The sequence below is a fragment of the Luteibacter sp. UNC138MFCol5.1 genome (assembly GCF_900110505.1).
Taxonomy (GTDB): Bacteria; Pseudomonadota; Gammaproteobacteria; order Xanthomonadales; family Rhodanobacteraceae; genus Luteibacter.
In genome coordinates this window covers 564,732-579,645 of the sequence record NZ_FODZ01000001.1, presented here as the reverse complement: position 1 = coordinate 579,645, position 14,914 = coordinate 564,732, and the positions used below count along the sequence as shown (strand labels likewise).

Sequence of the window (14,914 nt, the reverse complement as noted above, 5' to 3'; positions counted from 1 at the left end):
GGATCAACGCCCGTCGACGGCCCTGCGCCCCAGCGCCGGATCGTCGGTGAAGAACGCATCGATACCCGTGGCGAGGTAGGCGCGGATCTCTGCCACCGAGCCCGCCTCGTTGCGCGTGGCGTCGCCGGCCGCGTTGCGGAAATCGGCCGCCAGGAAATGGTTCTCGGGACGGAACGTGTAGGGATGCACCTCGAGTCCCGCCGCGTGGGCGTCACGCACGAGCGTCGTCGGCGCGGCGAGCCGGCCATCCGCACCCAGCGGGATGATGCTGCGCGTCGAGGGTCCGATCGCATCCGCGTAGGCCGCGACGGCCTTCAGGCCGGCGGGGCTCATCATCGCGGCATAGGTCGTCGACGGCTCGTCCGCGGGATGCTCCGCCCCCGCCTCCATGAGCTGCAGCAACCGGATGTTCGGACGCGACGCACCCAGCTTGCCACGGAGGTACTTCAGGTTGCCGACCTCGAACGACTGGATCTCGACGGGCGCCGTGCGCGTGTAGGCGTGCGCGGCGAGCGTCGCCAGCACCTTGTCTTCCATCGGCAGGCCGATGCCGCGGAAATAGGTGGAGTGCTTGATCTCGGGAATGATGCCGATGATCCGGCGCCTCGCGGACGCCTCCGCGGCCACGAATTCGATCATCTCGTCGAACGTGGGCACGCTGAACTGGCCGTCGAACGCCGTGTTCGCCTTGCGGATGTCCGCCAGGCGCTCGCGGGCGCGCAGCGTCTTCAGTTCCACGAGCGTGAAGTCCTCGGTGAACCAGCCCGTGATGGCGACGCCGTCGACCTTCTTCGTCGTACGCCGGGCCGCGAACTCCGGGTGGCTCGCGACATCCGTCGTGCCCCCGATCTCGTTCTCGTGGCGCACCACCAGGACGCCGTCCTTCGTCGAGACCAGATCGGGCTCCACGACATCGGCGCCATCCTCGATCGCCACCGCGTACGACGCCAGCGTGTGCTCGGGACGCAGCGCGCTCGCGCCGCGATGGCCGATGACGAGGACCTTCGACGCGATGGGCGTCGCCGTGGCGGCGGGGGTGGACATCGGCAGCGCTCCGAGCAGCAGGGCAAGAGCGCACGAGGATAGACCAGTTGCCCGCATCAGAAATCGGCCGTCAGGGTGACGAAGCTCTGCCGCGGCGCACTCGCGTGGAAGGCCAGGGCACGACCCTGCGCATCCGTCGCGGCGAACGCCGTGAGGTTCGTCGCGTAGCGGTGGTCGGTGAGGTTCGTGATGTTCAGGGCGAGGGTCAGGGCCTTCAGGCTCGCGACGGGTCCGAAGTCGTAGCTTGCACCGAAATCGAATGACGTGGCACCCGCGACGCCCTGGTCGTTGGTATAGGTGTAGTAGCGGCGGCCGGTGTACTTGCCGCGCAGGCTGGCCGACCACGGTCCCTCGCGCCAGCTGATCTCGCTGGCGAACATGCGCTTGGGCGTGTCCACGGTGGTCTTGTCCTTCACCGGGACGACCTGGCCGTTGGCGACGTAGTCGTCGTCGTAGGTCGAGCGGTTGAACGAGGCCGAGTTGTACCACTCGAAGCCGCGGACCGGCTTCCAGATGAAGGTGAACTCCGCGCCGCGGCTGCTCACCGAGCCTACGTTCACGAACGCCGTGTTGCATTCCGGTCGCGTGCCCACCTCGATGCTCGGGCAGGGGTTGAGGGAAAGCAGGCGGTTGTCGAACTTCACGTCGTACAGGGCGACGGAGGCCTCGTACCCTTCGCCGACGCTACGGAAGCCGCCGTCGATCGAGCGCGATTCCTCCGGCTTCAGGTTGGACTTCGTTCCGTCGAACGCGGCCTGCGACACGGAGAGCGGACCGCCCGCGCCGCCGCCCTGGAACGCGGCGATGTTCTTCGCGTACGACAGGAACACTTCCTGCCCCGGCGCCAGCTGGAAGGCGAGGCCCGCCTGCGGGAGCAGCGACTTGCCGGCCTTCAGCGTGCCGTTCGCGTACGGGCTCTCGACACCCGGAAGCTCGCGCGCCGTCATCGTCGTGTGCGGGCTCTTCACGCCGACGTCGACGCTGAGGCGGTCGTCGATCGCCTTGAAGCTGTCCTGCAGGTACGCCTGCTTCGTCGTGATCGTATAGTCCTGCGAGAAGAGACGACGGTTCGGATTCTTCAGGTAGTAGTCGTCGCTGACCGGGCCGTCGATGTAGTAGAAGTTGCGCTCGACGTGGTGGTCGTTCTTCTCGTACCACACCCCGCCTTCGACATGATGGGCCCCGATGTCCCACGACAGCGATGCGATCGCGCCGTTGCGATTGATCGTGTAGTTGGTGCTGCGGATGGAGATCGGAAGCTCCTGCGGCGTGCCCGGGAACGACTTCTGGCCGGGCGACCACCAGTGCCCCTGCCCCGCGTTCTCGTGGTGGTAGACCTGCGTGTGCAGCGTCGCCGCGTCGGCGACCGCGAAATCGCCCGCCAGGTAGTAGAGGTCGTCGCGACGCAGTGCGCGGCTCTGGTAGTAGGCGTCGTCGATGTTGTCGACACCGCCGGAGAAGCCGCAGCGCGGATCCTTCACGCCACCCTTCGTATAGGCGGGCGCGCAATACGCCGCCGCCAGGGCGCGGTTCCAGTCGGGCGCGTAGAGGTTCCAGTCCCAGCCGAGCCCGCGGCGCAGGCCGCTCTTCGACAGATACGCGTAATCGGCCTGACTCGTGCGCGAGGTATCGACGAAACCGGTGATGCGGTTGCCCTCGCCGAACTCGTACACGCCCTTGCCGTTGAACTGCTTCGTGTTCGTCGGCGAGTCGGGGCGCGTCCACATGTCCGCATCCGCGTGCACCCCGGACAGGTACATCGAAAAGCCCTTGTAGTCGCCGGTGTCGATGCGTGCGTAGGTGCGGCGATTGTGATCGCTGCCGAAGGTCTGCGCGACCCTGCCGCCGAACGTCTTCGCCGGGTCGGCCGAGAAATACTGGATCGCGCCGCCGAGGTTGCTGGTGGATGCCGTGCCGAGCGCGCCGATACCTTCGGAGAGCTCCACCGTGGCCATGTTCTCGGCGATCAGCGCGCGCGAGATGTTCAGGCCGTTGTAGTTGCCGTACGCGTTGTCGCCCAGCGGTAGCCCGTCGAGGGTGTAACCGAGGCGCGTGGTATTGAAGCCGCGCAGCGTGATCGACTGCGACTCCTCGTTGGCGCCGAACGCGTCGTTCGACTGCACGGAAACGCCGGGCAGCCGGTTGAGGATCTTCTGCGGGCTGGTGCCCGGCGGCAGCACCTTCTGGTCGTCGGGCACGATGCGCTGCACCTGGCGTGTCTCGCCCTGGCCGATCACGGACACGGCCTCGAGATCCTGGGTCTTCGGCGGCGTGGCGTCTTCGGCGTGGGTCGGCAGGGCGAGCGCGGAAGCGAGGGCGAGGAACAGGGTGCGGCGGGTGGAGATCATCGGGGAATCGCGTGGCAGGGAAGCCGGCGAGCGTGCGCGATGTGTGTGTACGTTTTTTTACCGCGGGAAGAAGACACCGATACGAGTGACGCGCGTCGCACTTCCAGCCGCATATCTGCTAGTTTTCGCCCCGAAACCCCACCGGACCTCCGCATGTTCAAGCCCCTCGCCCTGGCCGCGCTCTCGGCCGCCCTGCTCGCCGCCTGCGCCGGCGCACCTTCCGGCAAGACCGCGGCACCTGCCGGGGTGAAGGATGGCGCGACGCTCGACCTCGCGATCCTCGAGACGACGGACGTCCACTCGAATCTTCTGTCGTACGACTACTACAAGCAGAAGGACGACCCCAGCTTCGGCTACGAGCGGGTCGCGACGCTGATCCGCCAGGCCCGCAAGGAATTCCCGAACACGGTGCTGTTCGACAGCGGCGACACCATCCAGGGCAGCGTGCTGGCCGACTACCAGGCGCTGGTGAAGCCCGTCGGCTGCGACAGCGAGCTCGCGATCTACAAGGCGATGGACGCCATCGGTTACGACGGCGGCACCGCGGGAAATCACGAGTTCAACTACGGCCTGCCGTTCCTCGCGCAGGTGACGAACACCGCGATGAACGTCGACGGCGTGAAGGCCCGCGAGTGCGCGGGACCGAAATTCCCGATCGTGTTGTCCAACGTCTACAGCGCGCGCGACGGCAAGCCGATCTTCAGGCCGTGGACGATCGTCACGAAGACGGTCACGGCCACGGGTGTCGACGGCAAGCCCGTCACCACCACGCTGAAGATCGGCATCATCGGCTTCACGCCGCCGCCGATCCTCGACTGGGACAAGCGCAACCTCGCCGGCAAGGTCACCGTCGACGGCGTCGTCGAAGCCGCGAACCGGTTCATGCCCGAGCTGCGGGCGCAGCGTCCCGACCTCGTCGTCGCCATCCTGCATGGCGGCCTGAACACCTCGCCGTACACGCCGCAGATGGAGAACGGCGGCTGGTACCTCGCCGGTGTGCCGGGCATCGACGCGCTCCTGCTCGGCCATTCGCATACCGAGTTTCCCGGCCCCCGCTACGCCGACATGAAGGACGTCGACGCGAAGCGCGGCATCGTGCGCGGCGTGCCCGCGGTGATGGGCGGCTTCTTCGGCAAGGACCTGGGCGTCATCAACATGACGCTGAAGCGCGAGGGCGATCGCTGGGTGGTCGACAAGGACAAGAGCCGTAGCCAGGTACGCCCGATCTGCCCGAAGAAGAACGAATGCGTCGCCGCCGATCCGACGATCGCGCCGCTCGTGCAGGAGGCGCACGACGCCGCCGTCGCGTACGTGAACACGCCGATCGGCGCGACCGATCACTCGCTGACCAGCTACTTCGCGGACGAGGGCAACATGAGCGCGCTCGCCGTGGTCAACGCGGCGCAGATCGACTACACACGCGAGGCGCTCGCCCGGACGAATCCGGAGTGGAAGGACGTGCCGGTGATTTCTGCGGCGGCGGCGTTCCGCACGGGCTTCGGCGGCCCGGACGACTTCACGGACGTGCCGAAGGGCCCGATGACGATCCGCAACGCGTCCGATCTTTACTTCTATCCGAACACGCTCGCCGCGGTGAAGATCGACGGCGCGGGTGTGAAGGCGTGGCTCGAGAAGGCCGCGTCGCGGTTCAACCGCATCGATCCTTCGAAGGACGGCGAGCAGCCGCTGATCGGCAAGATGGCCGGCTACAACTTCGACCAGATGCAGGGTGGCATCACGTACGTCATCGACGTATCGAAGCCGGAGGGCGAGCGTATCTCCGACCTGCGATTCAAGGGCAAGCCGGTCAAGCCGTCGCAACCCTTCATCGTCGTGACGAACAACTACCGCGCGAACGGCGGCGGCGAGTTCCCGGGCCTCAAGGGCGACAACGTCGTGCTCAACGCACCGGACGGCAATCGCGAGGTCGTCATCCACTGGGTGGAGGAAAAGAAGACGCTGACGCGCAAGGATGTCGACAAGGCGTCCTGGCGTTTCGCACCGGTGAAGACGAAGGGTCCCGTCACGTTCACCGCGGCCAGCGGCAAGGAAGACGTGGCGAAGTCGCTCGGCCTGCCCATCCGCCAGCTGCGCGACAACGGCGACGGCACGGCCGTGTACGCGATCGACCTTTCAAAGCGCTGACCACGCCACCTGTAGGAGCGGACCTGGCCGCGATGGAGACTCGAAGCAAGCACCCATCGCGGCCGGTCCGCTCCTGTGAGAGCAGCCCCTAGGCCATCCGGCCGCTTGACAGCCCCCGAGACCCGGGCATAACGTCGGGCCATGTCCAACCACGCGCCAGCGCTGCGTTCCTTCCCGGCCCTCACGGCCGGCGCGCCCGCGTTCCTTTCCACCGCGACGACGACAACCACGACCACTACCACGGTCGGAGGATCGGAGTCCGCGCGCGCTTAGTTCCCTGTCGCTGCCGGCCCCGACCTCCCGCAGGACGGGACCGGCGCCGGAGCCTCGACAGCCGACATCCCACCTGACGCGACGAACGGGCCTTCCACCGGAGGCTTGACCCGTGTCCATCGCCATCGCTCCCCACCGCTCACCGCTACGTGCCGCGCCCGCGCGCGCGGCCGTGGCCCCGCTCGTCGTGAACCTCGGCATCGTGGGGCCCGGCAAGGTCGGCACCGCCCTGCTCGCCCAGCTGCGCGCCGCCGCGCCGCGCCTGCTGCGCGACTGCCACCTCGACCTCCGGCTGCGCGCCGTTTGCGATAGCCGGCACATGTGGCTGGACTGCGACGACGACGCCCTCAACGGACGCACCCACGGCGCGCAGACCTGGCGACCGGCGGAACTCGACGAGTTCGCCGCATATGTCGCGGGCGAGCACGGCGAACCGGCCGTGCTCGCGGACTGCAGTGCCAGCGATGCCGTGGCGGACCACTACGCGGGGTGGATCGGTGCGGGCATCCACGTGGTCACGCCCAACAAGCGGGCCGGCAGCGGCCCGCTCGAGCGCTGGCGGCGGATCGGCGCCGCGGCCGCGGCCAGCGGCGCGAGCATCCATTACGAGGGCACGGTCGGCGCCGGCCTGCCCGTGGTGCAGACGCTGCGCGACCTGCTCGACACCGGTGACGAGCTCATGGCGGTGGAGGGCATGCTCTCGGGCACGCTGGCGTGGCTGCTCAACCGCTTCGACGGGTCCGTGCCGTTCTCGGCGCTGGTCCGCGAGGCCCACGCGATGGGTTACACCGAGCCCGATCCCCGCGACGATCTTTCCGGCATGGACGTCGCGCGCAAGCTCGTCATCCTGGCGCGCGAGGCGGGGGTCGCCCTCTCGCTCGACGACATCGCCGTGCGCAGCCTCGTTCCCGCCCCGCTGGCGGATGCGTCGCGCGACGACTTCATGGCCGGCCTCGCCGCGCTCGACGGTCCCATGGCGGTGCTGCTGGCCGAAGCACGCATGGCGGGTGGTGTACTGCGCCACGTGGCGCGGTTCGATGGCCGCCACGGCTCGGTGGGCGTGCAGGTGGTGCCGCGCGACCATGTCTTCGCACACGCCCAACTGACGGACAACGTCCTGCGTTTCGCCACGCGCCGTTACTGCGACAATGCGCTGGTCGTCCAGGGGCCGGGTGCCGGCCCCGAGGTCACGGCGGCAGCGGTATTCACCGACCTGCTGCGCGTGGCGGGCGCGATGGGAGTAAAACGGTGCGCATGCTGAAAGAACAATCCTCGCCCCTCGTCCGTGCGGATGTCGCCATCGCCGAGGCATACGCCAGCGTCGGCAACGTCGGCATCGGCTTCGACATCCTCGGCCATACCGTGGAAGGTGCCGGCGATCGCGCCGACGTGCGTCGCATCGCCGAACGCGAGGTGCGCATCGCGGCCATCGATGGCGTGATCACCGACCTGCCCATGGCCGCCGCCGAAAACACCGCCGGCGCCGCGCTGCTGTCCATGATGCGCGGGCTCGCGTTGCCGTTCGGCTTCGAGCTGACACTGCATAAAGGCATTGCGCTGGGCTCCGGCATGGGCGGCTCCGCCGCGTCCTGTGTCGCCGCCGTCGTCGCCGCGAACGAACTGCTCGACGAATCGCTACCGCGCGAAGCGCTCTACCCCTTCGCCCTCGACGGCGAAGTAGTCGCCAGCGGCAGCCGTCACGGCGACAACCTCGGCCCCATGCTGCTCGGCGGACTCGTGCTCGCCACGGAGCACCGCCTCGTGCGCATCCCGATTCCCGCCGAATGGCATTGCGCGCTCGTGCATCCGCACGTGGTGCTGGAGACGCGCAAGGCCCGTGCCGCGCTGGCCGGGCACTATGCGCTCGGCGAGTTCGTGGCGCAGAGCGCCAACCTCGCCATGGTGCTCGCCGGCTGCTATCGCGGCGACGCGGCGCTGGTGCGCGACGGGCTCTCCGACGTGCTCGTCGAACCGCGACGCGCGCCGTTGATCCCCGGCTTCGCGCAGGTGAAACAGGCGGCGCTCGACCACGGCGCGCTCGGCGCGAGCATTTCCGGCGCCGGACCGAGCGTCTTCGGCTGGTTCGAGGACAGGGATTCCGCCGCCGCCGCCGCGCGCGACATGCATGCGGCCTTCCTCGCCGCGGGTCACCCGAGCGACGTGCTCGTCGCCCCGATCGACGGCCCCGCCGCCCGGGTGCTGTGACGATGCGTTATGTCAGCACGCGCGGCGTCGCCGCGCCGGTCGGACTGTCGGCCGCCATCGCGGCGGGCCTCGCGCCGGATGGCGGCCTCTACGTGCCCGAGGCGATGCCACGCGTGTCGCCTCCCGCCGACGCGGGCTATCTGGCCGGTACGGCCTTGCATATGCTGGAACCATTCTTCGCCGGCGATCCGCTCGCCGACGAGCTGCCCGCGATCTGCGCCGAGGCCTTCGCGCATCCGGCGCCGCGGCGCGAACTGCGCATCGACGGCGCGCACGTGCTCGAGCTGTTCCACGGACCGACCGCCGCGTTCAAGGATTTCGGCGCGCGCTTCCTCGCGGCGTGCCTCGTGCGCCTGCGCCGCGCGGCGGACGGCCCCCTGACGATCCTCGTCGCCACGTCCGGCGACACGGGCGCCGCGGTCGGTGCCGCATTTCATGGCCTGCCCGGTTTCCGGGTCGCCATCCTCTACCCCGACAACCGCGTATCGCCGAGGCAGGCGCACCAGCTGGGGAGCTTCGGCGGCAACGTGCGCGCGCTGCGCGTGGAAGGCAGCTTCGACGACTGCCAGCGGCTGGTCAAAGGCGCGCTGGGCGACGACGCCCTGCAGGCCGACGTGCCGCTTTCGTCCGCCAACAGCATCAGCCTGGGCCGCCTTCTGCCGCAGATGGCGTATTTCGGCCATGCGTCGTTGCAGGCGGATGGCCCGATGAACGCCATCGTGCCGACCGGCAACCTCGGCAATGCCGTGGCATGCCTGTGGGCGCGCGAGCTGGGCCTGCCCATCGGCGACGTGGTGTTCGCCTGTAACGCCAACGAAACACTGCCCGACTTCTTCGGCGGCATGCCGTACCGTCCGCGCGATGCGATCCCCACGATCGCGAACGCGATGGATGTGGGGGCGCCGAGCAACTTCGAGCGCCTGCGCCATCTGTTCGGCGACGAGAGCGCCACACGCATGAACGGTGCCGCGGAGAGCGTCGACGACGCGGCCATCCGCGACGTGATCCACCGCCATGCGGTCGCGGATGGCGAAGTGTTCTGTCCGCATACGGCCACGGCCATACGTGTGTTCGAACGCCGGCGCATGGCGGGCGACCGTCGCGCGTGGACGATCGCCGCCACCGCGCATCCGGCCAAGTTCGAATCCATCGTCGAGCCGCTCGTCGGACACCCCATCGAAGTGCCGGAGGCGTTGGCCGCCATGCTCTCGCGCGACGCCGAGGCCGAACCGATGACGGCCGATCCGCTAATTTTCGCGAATTGGCTCCGGTCGTGGTGAGATATATGGAAGCGTGCCGCACGTCGCATTATTTGGACGTCTGGACGTCTCGCGGGAAAAAGTTTCGTTCGTAAGTGTTGACACGGGTCGTCGACCTGCCTTACGTTCGATCACATGACGCAGCGCAACACCCATGGCCGCATTGACCTGAACCGACTTACGTCGGTGGTCGGCAAGCTGCGTCTCGGCAGCGGCCTCCTTCTTATTAGCCTTGTACTTATTACCTGCGGAGGTGCGGGCTGAGGGCAAGTGTCCAGGTAGCAAGAAAACGACCTGAAGACTCCCAAAGAACCCCGCACCCGGAAACGGATGCGGGGTTTTTTGTTGCCCGGCCCGCCTCATCAACGAGCGGAGCCAGACATGAATCCAGCACACCAGGGCAGCACCGACGCCGTCGACAGCGACGTAGGCGGACGCGTGCGCATCTTCGACACGACCTTGCGCGACGGCGAGCAAGCCCCCGGCTTCTCGATGGACCGGCGCGCGAAGTTGCGCATGGCGCATGCCCTGGAAGAACTGGGCGTCGACATCATCGAAGCCGGTTTTCCGCAGGCCTCACCCGACGATTTCGCCGCCGTGGCGGAGATCGCCAGGGTGCTGAAGACACCCACGGTCGCCGCGCTGGCCCGATGTCAGAATGCCGACATCGATAGCGCGGGCAAGGCACTGGAAGGTGCCAGGCATTCACGGATCCACCTGTTCCTGTCCACATCGCCGCTGCATCGCGAACACAAGCTGGGCAAGAGCAAGCAAGAAGTCATCGACATCGCCGCCGCGGCGATCATGCGGGCCAAGGCCCTCGCACACGAAGTCGAATTTTCAGCCGAAGACGCGCTGCGCACCGAGCCGGAATACCTCGCCGAGATCTTCTCGGTCGCCGTCGAAGCCGGCGCCAGCGTCCTCAACGCGCCCGACACCGTCGGTTACGTCACCCCCTCCGAAATCACCGCCATGTTTACCTACCTGCGCCAGCACGTGCGCGGTGCGGACAAGGTCGTGTTCTCCGCGCATTGCCACGACGACCTGGGCATGGCGGTGGCCAATAGCCTGGCCGCCATCAGCGCGGGCGCGCGTCAGGTCGAGTGCACGATCAACGGCATCGGCGAGCGCGCGGGCAACGCGGCGCTCGAGGAAGTGGTGATGGCGCTGCACACGCGCGCGCCGCTGTTCCGTGTCGACACGGGCATCGTCACCCAACGCCTGTTCCCGACGTCGCGCCTGCTGGCGGAGGTGACGGGCCAGCCGGTACCTCGCAACAAGGCCATCGTGGGCGACAACGCGTTCGCGCACGAATCCGGCATCCACCAGCACGGCATGCTCAAGCACCGCGGCACCTACGAAATCATGCGTCCGCAGGACGTCGGCGCGAAGACCTCGCTCGTCCTCGGCAAGCACTCGGGCCGGCACGCGCTGCGCCAGCGCCTGGTCGAGCTCGATTACGAGATGGACGACGCGACACTGGACGCCGTGTTCGAGCGATTCAAAGTGCTGGCGGACAGCCAGCGCTCGGTCACCAACGACGATCTCGTCGCACTGATGCGCGAGTACGAAGACACCACCACCGCCGCGCGCGTCGCGGTCGAGTCCTGAAGGAGGATCCATGGAAGCCCCGACCCATCTCTGGCACAACGGTCGCATCAAGACCTGGGCCGACGCCACCGTGCATGTCGGCGCGCATGCGCTGCACTATGGATCCTCCGTCTTCGAAGGCGTGCGCGTGTACGCCACACCGGACGGCCCGCGCTACTTCCGCCTCGAGGAGCACACCGAGCGACTGTTCCATTCGGCGCGCATCTACGACCTGTCGATGCCGTACGACGCGGCGACGATCAATCGCGCCTGCCGCGAAGTGATCGTCGCGAACGGCCTGCAGTCGGCCTACGTGCGACCGATCGTGTTCCGCAGCGGCTTCACTTTCAGCCTCGCGCCGTCGCTGGATACCGCCGTCGACGTCGCGATCATCGCCCTGCCCTGGGGTGCGTATCACGGCGCCGACGCGATCGAGAAAGGCGTCGACGTGTGCGTGTCGTCGTGGAACCGCGCCGCGCCCAACACCTACCCGAGCGGCGCGAAGGCGGGCGGCAACTATCTCAACAGCCAGCTGATCGCGCGCGAAGCCATCAACGGCGGTTACGCCGAAGGCATCGCACTGGGTACCGACGGCTTGCTGAGCGAAGGCGCGGGCGAGAACCTGTTCATCGTGCGCAAGGGCGTCATCTATACGCCGCCGGCCGCTTCCTCGATCCTGTGCGGCATCACACGCGACGCCGTGCTGACGCTCGCGCGGGATCGCGGCTTCGACGTCGTCGAGCAGTCGCTGCCGCGCGAGATGCTGTACTTCGCCGACGAAGTCTTCATGACGGGCACGGCGGCCGAGGTGACGGCCGTGCGTTCCGTGGACCGCAAGCCGGTCGGCAGCGGCCGTCCGGGCCCCGTCACGCGACAGCTGCAGGAGGCGTTCTTCGGCCTGTTCGACGGCCGCACCGAGGACCGCTGGGGCTGGCTGACACCGGTCGAGGAAGCGACCAGCGGGAGGGCCGCGGCATGAGCGCACGGACCCTCTTCGACAAGCTGTGGGACGCCCACCAGGTCAAGGCCGAAACCGAGAGCACCCCGGGCGTGCTCTACATCGACCTGCACCTGGTGCATGAGGTCACCTCGCCGCAGGCGTTCGACGAGCTGCGCTCGCGCGGCCTGCGCGTGCGGCGGCCCGACCGCACGCTCGCCACGCTCGACCACTCCACGCCCACGCTGCCGCCCGGCGCGGACGGCAAGCGTCCCTACTACACGAAGGAAGCCGAAGCGCAGGTCGCGACGCTCGAAGCGAACGTGCGCGAGTTCGGCGTCGACCTGATGGGTTGGGACAGTCCGCAGCGCGGCATCGTGCATGTCGCCGGTCCCGAAGTCGGGGCGACGCATCCCGGCATGACCATCGTCTGCGGCGACAGCCACACCGCGACGCACGGCGCCTTCGGCGCGCTGGCGTTCGGTATCGGCACGACCGAGGTCGGGCACGTGCTGGCGACGCAGTGCCTGCTCCAGCGCAAGCCGAAATCGTTCGCCATCCATGTCGACGGTGCGCTGCAGGCCGGCGTCACCGCGAAGGACCTGATCCTGCACATCATCGGCCGGATCGGCATCGGCGGCGGCACGGGCCATGTGCTCGAGTACACCGGCGAGGCGATCCGCGCGCTGTCGATGGAAGAGCGCATGACCGTGTGCAACATGTCGATCGAAGCGGGAGCCCGCGCGGGCCTGATCGCGCCGGACGAGACCACCTTCGCGTGGCTCGAAGGGCGCGAGCGCGCGCCGAAGGGCGACGCGTGGGATCGCGCTGTCGCGTACTGGCGCACCCTGCCGAGCGACGAGGGTGCGCGTTACGACCGCGAAGTGCGCATCGACGCCTCGGCCATCCAGCCGTCGGTGACCTATGGCACGCATCCCGGCATGGTCGTGCCGATCCACGCGCCGGTTCCCGCCGCCGCCGACGCGATCGAGCAGCGCGCGCTCGATTACATGAAGGTCACCGCGGGCAAGCCGATCGCCGGCGAAGCCGTCGACGTCGTCTTCATCGGCAGCTGCACGAACGGGCGCCTGTCCGATCTGCGCGCGGCCGCCGACATCTTGCGCGGCCGTCAGGTCGCCGAGGGCGTGCGCATGCTCGTCGTGCCGGGTTCCGAACAGGTGCGCCGCGCCGCCGAGCAGGAAGGCCTGCACGAGGTGTTCCGCGCGGCGGGCGCCGAGTGGCGCGAGCCGGGCTGCTCGATGTGCATCGCCATGAACGGCGATCTCGCCCAGCCGGGCCAGCTCGTCGTCGCCACCAGCAATCGCAATTTCGAGGGACGCCAGGGCAAGGGCGCACGCACCGTGCTCGCCAGCCCGCTGGTCGCCGCCGCGTCGGCCGTCGCCGGCCGTGTCGCCGACCCCCGCGAATACATGAACCAGGAAGTCGCCGCATGAGCCAGACCACCCGCCCGCTCGCCTACGTGCATTCGCGCACCGCGGTGCTGCGCGACGAGAACATCGATACGGACCGGATCATTCCCGCCCGTTTCCTCACCACCACCGAGCGCACCGGCCTCGGCCGTCATTGCTTCCAGGACTGGCGTTATGCCGCGGACGGCAGCGACGACCCGGCGTTCCCGCTGAACCAGCCGCAGGCGCGCGGATGCTCGATCCTGGTGGCCGGCCGCAACTTCGGCTGCGGTTCGTCGCGCGAGCACGCGCCGTGGGCGCTGCTCGATTACGGCATCCAGGCCGTCATCTCCAACGAGATCGCGGACATCTTCCGCGGCAACGCGCTGAAGAACGGCCTGCTCGCGATCGTCGTCAGCGACGCCGAGCATCGCTGGCTGCTCGACAACCCGGGTACCGAGCTGCGCATCGACATCGCGGAAGGAACGATCCGGCTGCCCGACGGTGGCTCGATCCGTTTCGACCTCGACGCTTTCTCGCGCCACTGCCTGCTCAACGGCGTCGACCAGCTGGGCTTCCTGCTCCAGCAGGCCGACGACATCGCCGCCTTCGAACACCAACAGGAGAAAGCCGCATGAAGGCTTCGATCGTCGTACTGCCGGGTGACGGCATCGGCCCGGAAGTCGCCGCCGCCGGCGTCGCCGTGCTGCGCCAGGTCGCCGGGCGTTTCGGCCACGAGTTCACGTTCACGGAGCATGCGATCGGTGGCGACGCCATCGACCGCTTCGGCGATCCGCTGCCGCCCGCCACGCGCGAAGCCCTGCTCGCCGCCGACGCCATCCTGCTCGGCGCCGTCGGTGGACCGAAGTGGTCGGACCCGAACGCGGCGGTGCGCCCGGAACAGGGGTTGCTGGCCATGCGCAAGCTGCTCGGCGTGTTCGCCAACGTCCGCCCGCTGAAGCTGCATCCGCGCACCGCGGCGCTGTCGCCGCTGAAGCCGGAGCGCACGAAGGGCGTCGATCTCGTCTTCATCCGTGAACTCACCGGCGGCATCTACTTCGGCGCGAAGACGCGCAGCGACGACGACGCCACCGACGAATGCCGCTACAGCGTCGCCGAAGTCGAGCGCGTGGTCCGCCATGCCTTCGAGCTGGCGCGCACGCGGCGCCGGAAGGTGACGTCGGTGGACAAGGCGAACGTGCTGGAGACGTCGCGACTGTGGCGCTCCGTCGCGACGCGCGTCGCCGCCGACTATCCCGACGTCGAGCTGGAACACCAGCTGGTCGACTCGATGGCGATGCACCTGCTCACGCGTCCCGCCGACTACGACGTCATCGTGACCGAGAACATGTTCGGCGACATCCTGACCGACGAAGCGTCGGTGCTGGCCGGTTCGCTCGGCCTGTCGCCGTCGGCATCGGTGGGTGGACCCGGCGCGGGCGTGTACGAGCCGATCCACGGCTCCGCGCCCGACATCGCCGGCCAGTCGCTCGCAAACCCGCTGGGCACGATCCTCTCGGCGGCGATGCTGCTTCGCCACTCGCTCGGACTGTCCGAGGAAGCGGCGGCCGTCCAGGCGGCCGTCGATCACGTGCTCGAGCACGGCAACCTGACGCGCGACCTCGGTGGCACCGCCTCCACCGACGCCGTCACCCGTGCCGTCCTGGACGCCTGCACCGCCAACGCGGAGGCCGCATGAACACG

9 protein-coding genes and 2 pseudogenes are annotated in these 14,914 nt (G+C 68.5%); 9 read left to right on the top strand and 2 right to left on the bottom strand.

Annotated elements, in window-relative coordinates:
- Positions 1-3 precede the first annotated feature (3 nt).
- Both BMY69_RS02470 and BMY69_RS02465 read right to left on the bottom strand, forming a co-directional pair.
- Positions 4-1,044 (bottom strand): glycerophosphodiester phosphodiesterase, encoded by a 1,041-nt coding sequence (locus BMY69_RS02470; RefSeq protein WP_090175218.1) that lies wholly within the window; start codon positions 1,042-1,044, stop codon positions 4-6.
- Between the two features lie 56 nt (positions 1,045-1,100).
- Positions 1,101-3,302 (bottom strand): annotated as a pseudogene (locus BMY69_RS02465) (TonB-dependent receptor); the annotation flags it as partial.
- 243 nt (positions 3,303-3,545) lie between these two features.
- Here BMY69_RS02465 and BMY69_RS02460 point away from each other — a divergent pair.
- The 9 genes and pseudogenes from BMY69_RS02460 to leuB all read left to right on the top strand — a co-directional run bounded on the left by BMY69_RS02460 (position 3,546) and on the right by leuB (position 14,909).
- On the top strand, positions 3,546-5,537 hold the full coding sequence (locus BMY69_RS02460) for a bifunctional 2',3'-cyclic-nucleotide 2'-phosphodiesterase/3'-nucleotidase (RefSeq protein WP_090175216.1): 1,992 nt from the start codon (positions 3,546-3,548) through the stop codon (positions 5,535-5,537).
- Between the two features lie 445 nt (positions 5,538-5,982).
- On the top strand, positions 5,983-7,071 hold the full coding sequence (locus BMY69_RS02455; RefSeq protein ID WP_255364458.1) for a homoserine dehydrogenase family protein: 1,089 nt from the start codon (positions 5,983-5,985) through the stop codon (positions 7,069-7,071).
- On the top strand, positions 7,065-8,015 hold the full coding sequence (locus BMY69_RS02450; protein ID WP_090175572.1) for a homoserine kinase: 951 nt from the start codon (positions 7,065-7,067) through the stop codon (positions 8,013-8,015). The genes BMY69_RS02455 and BMY69_RS02450 overlap by 7 nt, the downstream gene beginning before the upstream one ends.
- Positions 8,016-8,017: 2 nt before the next feature.
- Positions 8,018-9,295, top strand: coding sequence for a threonine synthase (gene thrC / locus BMY69_RS02445; protein WP_090175214.1), 1,278 nt, complete (start codon positions 8,018-8,020; stop codon positions 9,293-9,295).
- A gap of 360 nt (positions 9,296-9,655) precedes the next feature.
- Positions 9,656-10,840 (top strand): annotated as a pseudogene (locus BMY69_RS02440) (2-isopropylmalate synthase); the annotation flags it as partial.
- 55 nt (positions 10,841-10,895) lie between these two features.
- Positions 10,896-11,843, top strand: coding sequence for a branched-chain amino acid transaminase (locus tag BMY69_RS02435; protein ID WP_090058633.1), 948 nt, complete (start codon positions 10,896-10,898; stop codon positions 11,841-11,843).
- On the top strand, positions 11,840-13,255 hold the full coding sequence (gene leuC / locus BMY69_RS02430) for a 3-isopropylmalate dehydratase large subunit (protein ID WP_090058635.1): 1,416 nt from the start codon (positions 11,840-11,842) through the stop codon (positions 13,253-13,255). The genes BMY69_RS02435 and leuC overlap by 4 nt, the downstream gene beginning before the upstream one ends.
- The gene (leuD, locus tag BMY69_RS02425) at positions 13,252-13,848 is read left to right on the top strand and encodes a 3-isopropylmalate dehydratase small subunit (RefSeq protein ID WP_090058638.1); all 597 of its coding nucleotides are present in this window, start codon (positions 13,252-13,254) and stop codon (positions 13,846-13,848) included. The genes leuC and leuD overlap by 4 nt, the downstream gene beginning before the upstream one ends.
- Positions 13,845-14,909, top strand: coding sequence for a 3-isopropylmalate dehydrogenase (leuB, locus tag BMY69_RS02420; protein WP_090175212.1), 1,065 nt, complete (start codon positions 13,845-13,847; stop codon positions 14,907-14,909). The genes leuD and leuB overlap by 4 nt, the downstream gene beginning before the upstream one ends.
- Positions 14,910-14,914 lie beyond the last annotated feature (5 nt).

Bases quoted from the DNA above. Each gene is read 5' to 3' on its own strand.
- BMY69_RS02470 (WP_090175218.1), bottom strand. From the start codon at position 1,044: ATGTCCACCCCCGCCGCCACGGCGACGCCCATCGCGTCGAAGGTCCTC.
- BMY69_RS02460 (WP_090175216.1), top strand. From the start codon at position 3,546: ATGTTCAAGCCCCTCGCCCTGGCCGCGCTCTCGGCCGCCCTGCTCGCC.
- BMY69_RS02450 (WP_090175572.1), top strand. From the start codon at position 7,065: ATGCTGAAAGAACAATCCTCGCCCCTCGTCCGTGCGGATGTCGCCATC.
- thrC (WP_090175214.1), top strand. From the start codon at position 8,018: ATGCGTTATGTCAGCACGCGCGGCGTCGCCGCGCCGGTCGGACTGTCG.
- BMY69_RS02435 (WP_090058633.1), top strand. From the start codon at position 10,896: ATGGAAGCCCCGACCCATCTCTGGCACAACGGTCGCATCAAGACCTGG.
- leuC (WP_090058635.1), top strand. From the start codon at position 11,840: ATGAGCGCACGGACCCTCTTCGACAAGCTGTGGGACGCCCACCAGGTC.
- leuD (WP_090058638.1), top strand. From the start codon at position 13,252: ATGAGCCAGACCACCCGCCCGCTCGCCTACGTGCATTCGCGCACCGCG.
- leuB (WP_090175212.1), top strand. From the start codon at position 13,845: ATGAAGGCTTCGATCGTCGTACTGCCGGGTGACGGCATCGGCCCGGAA.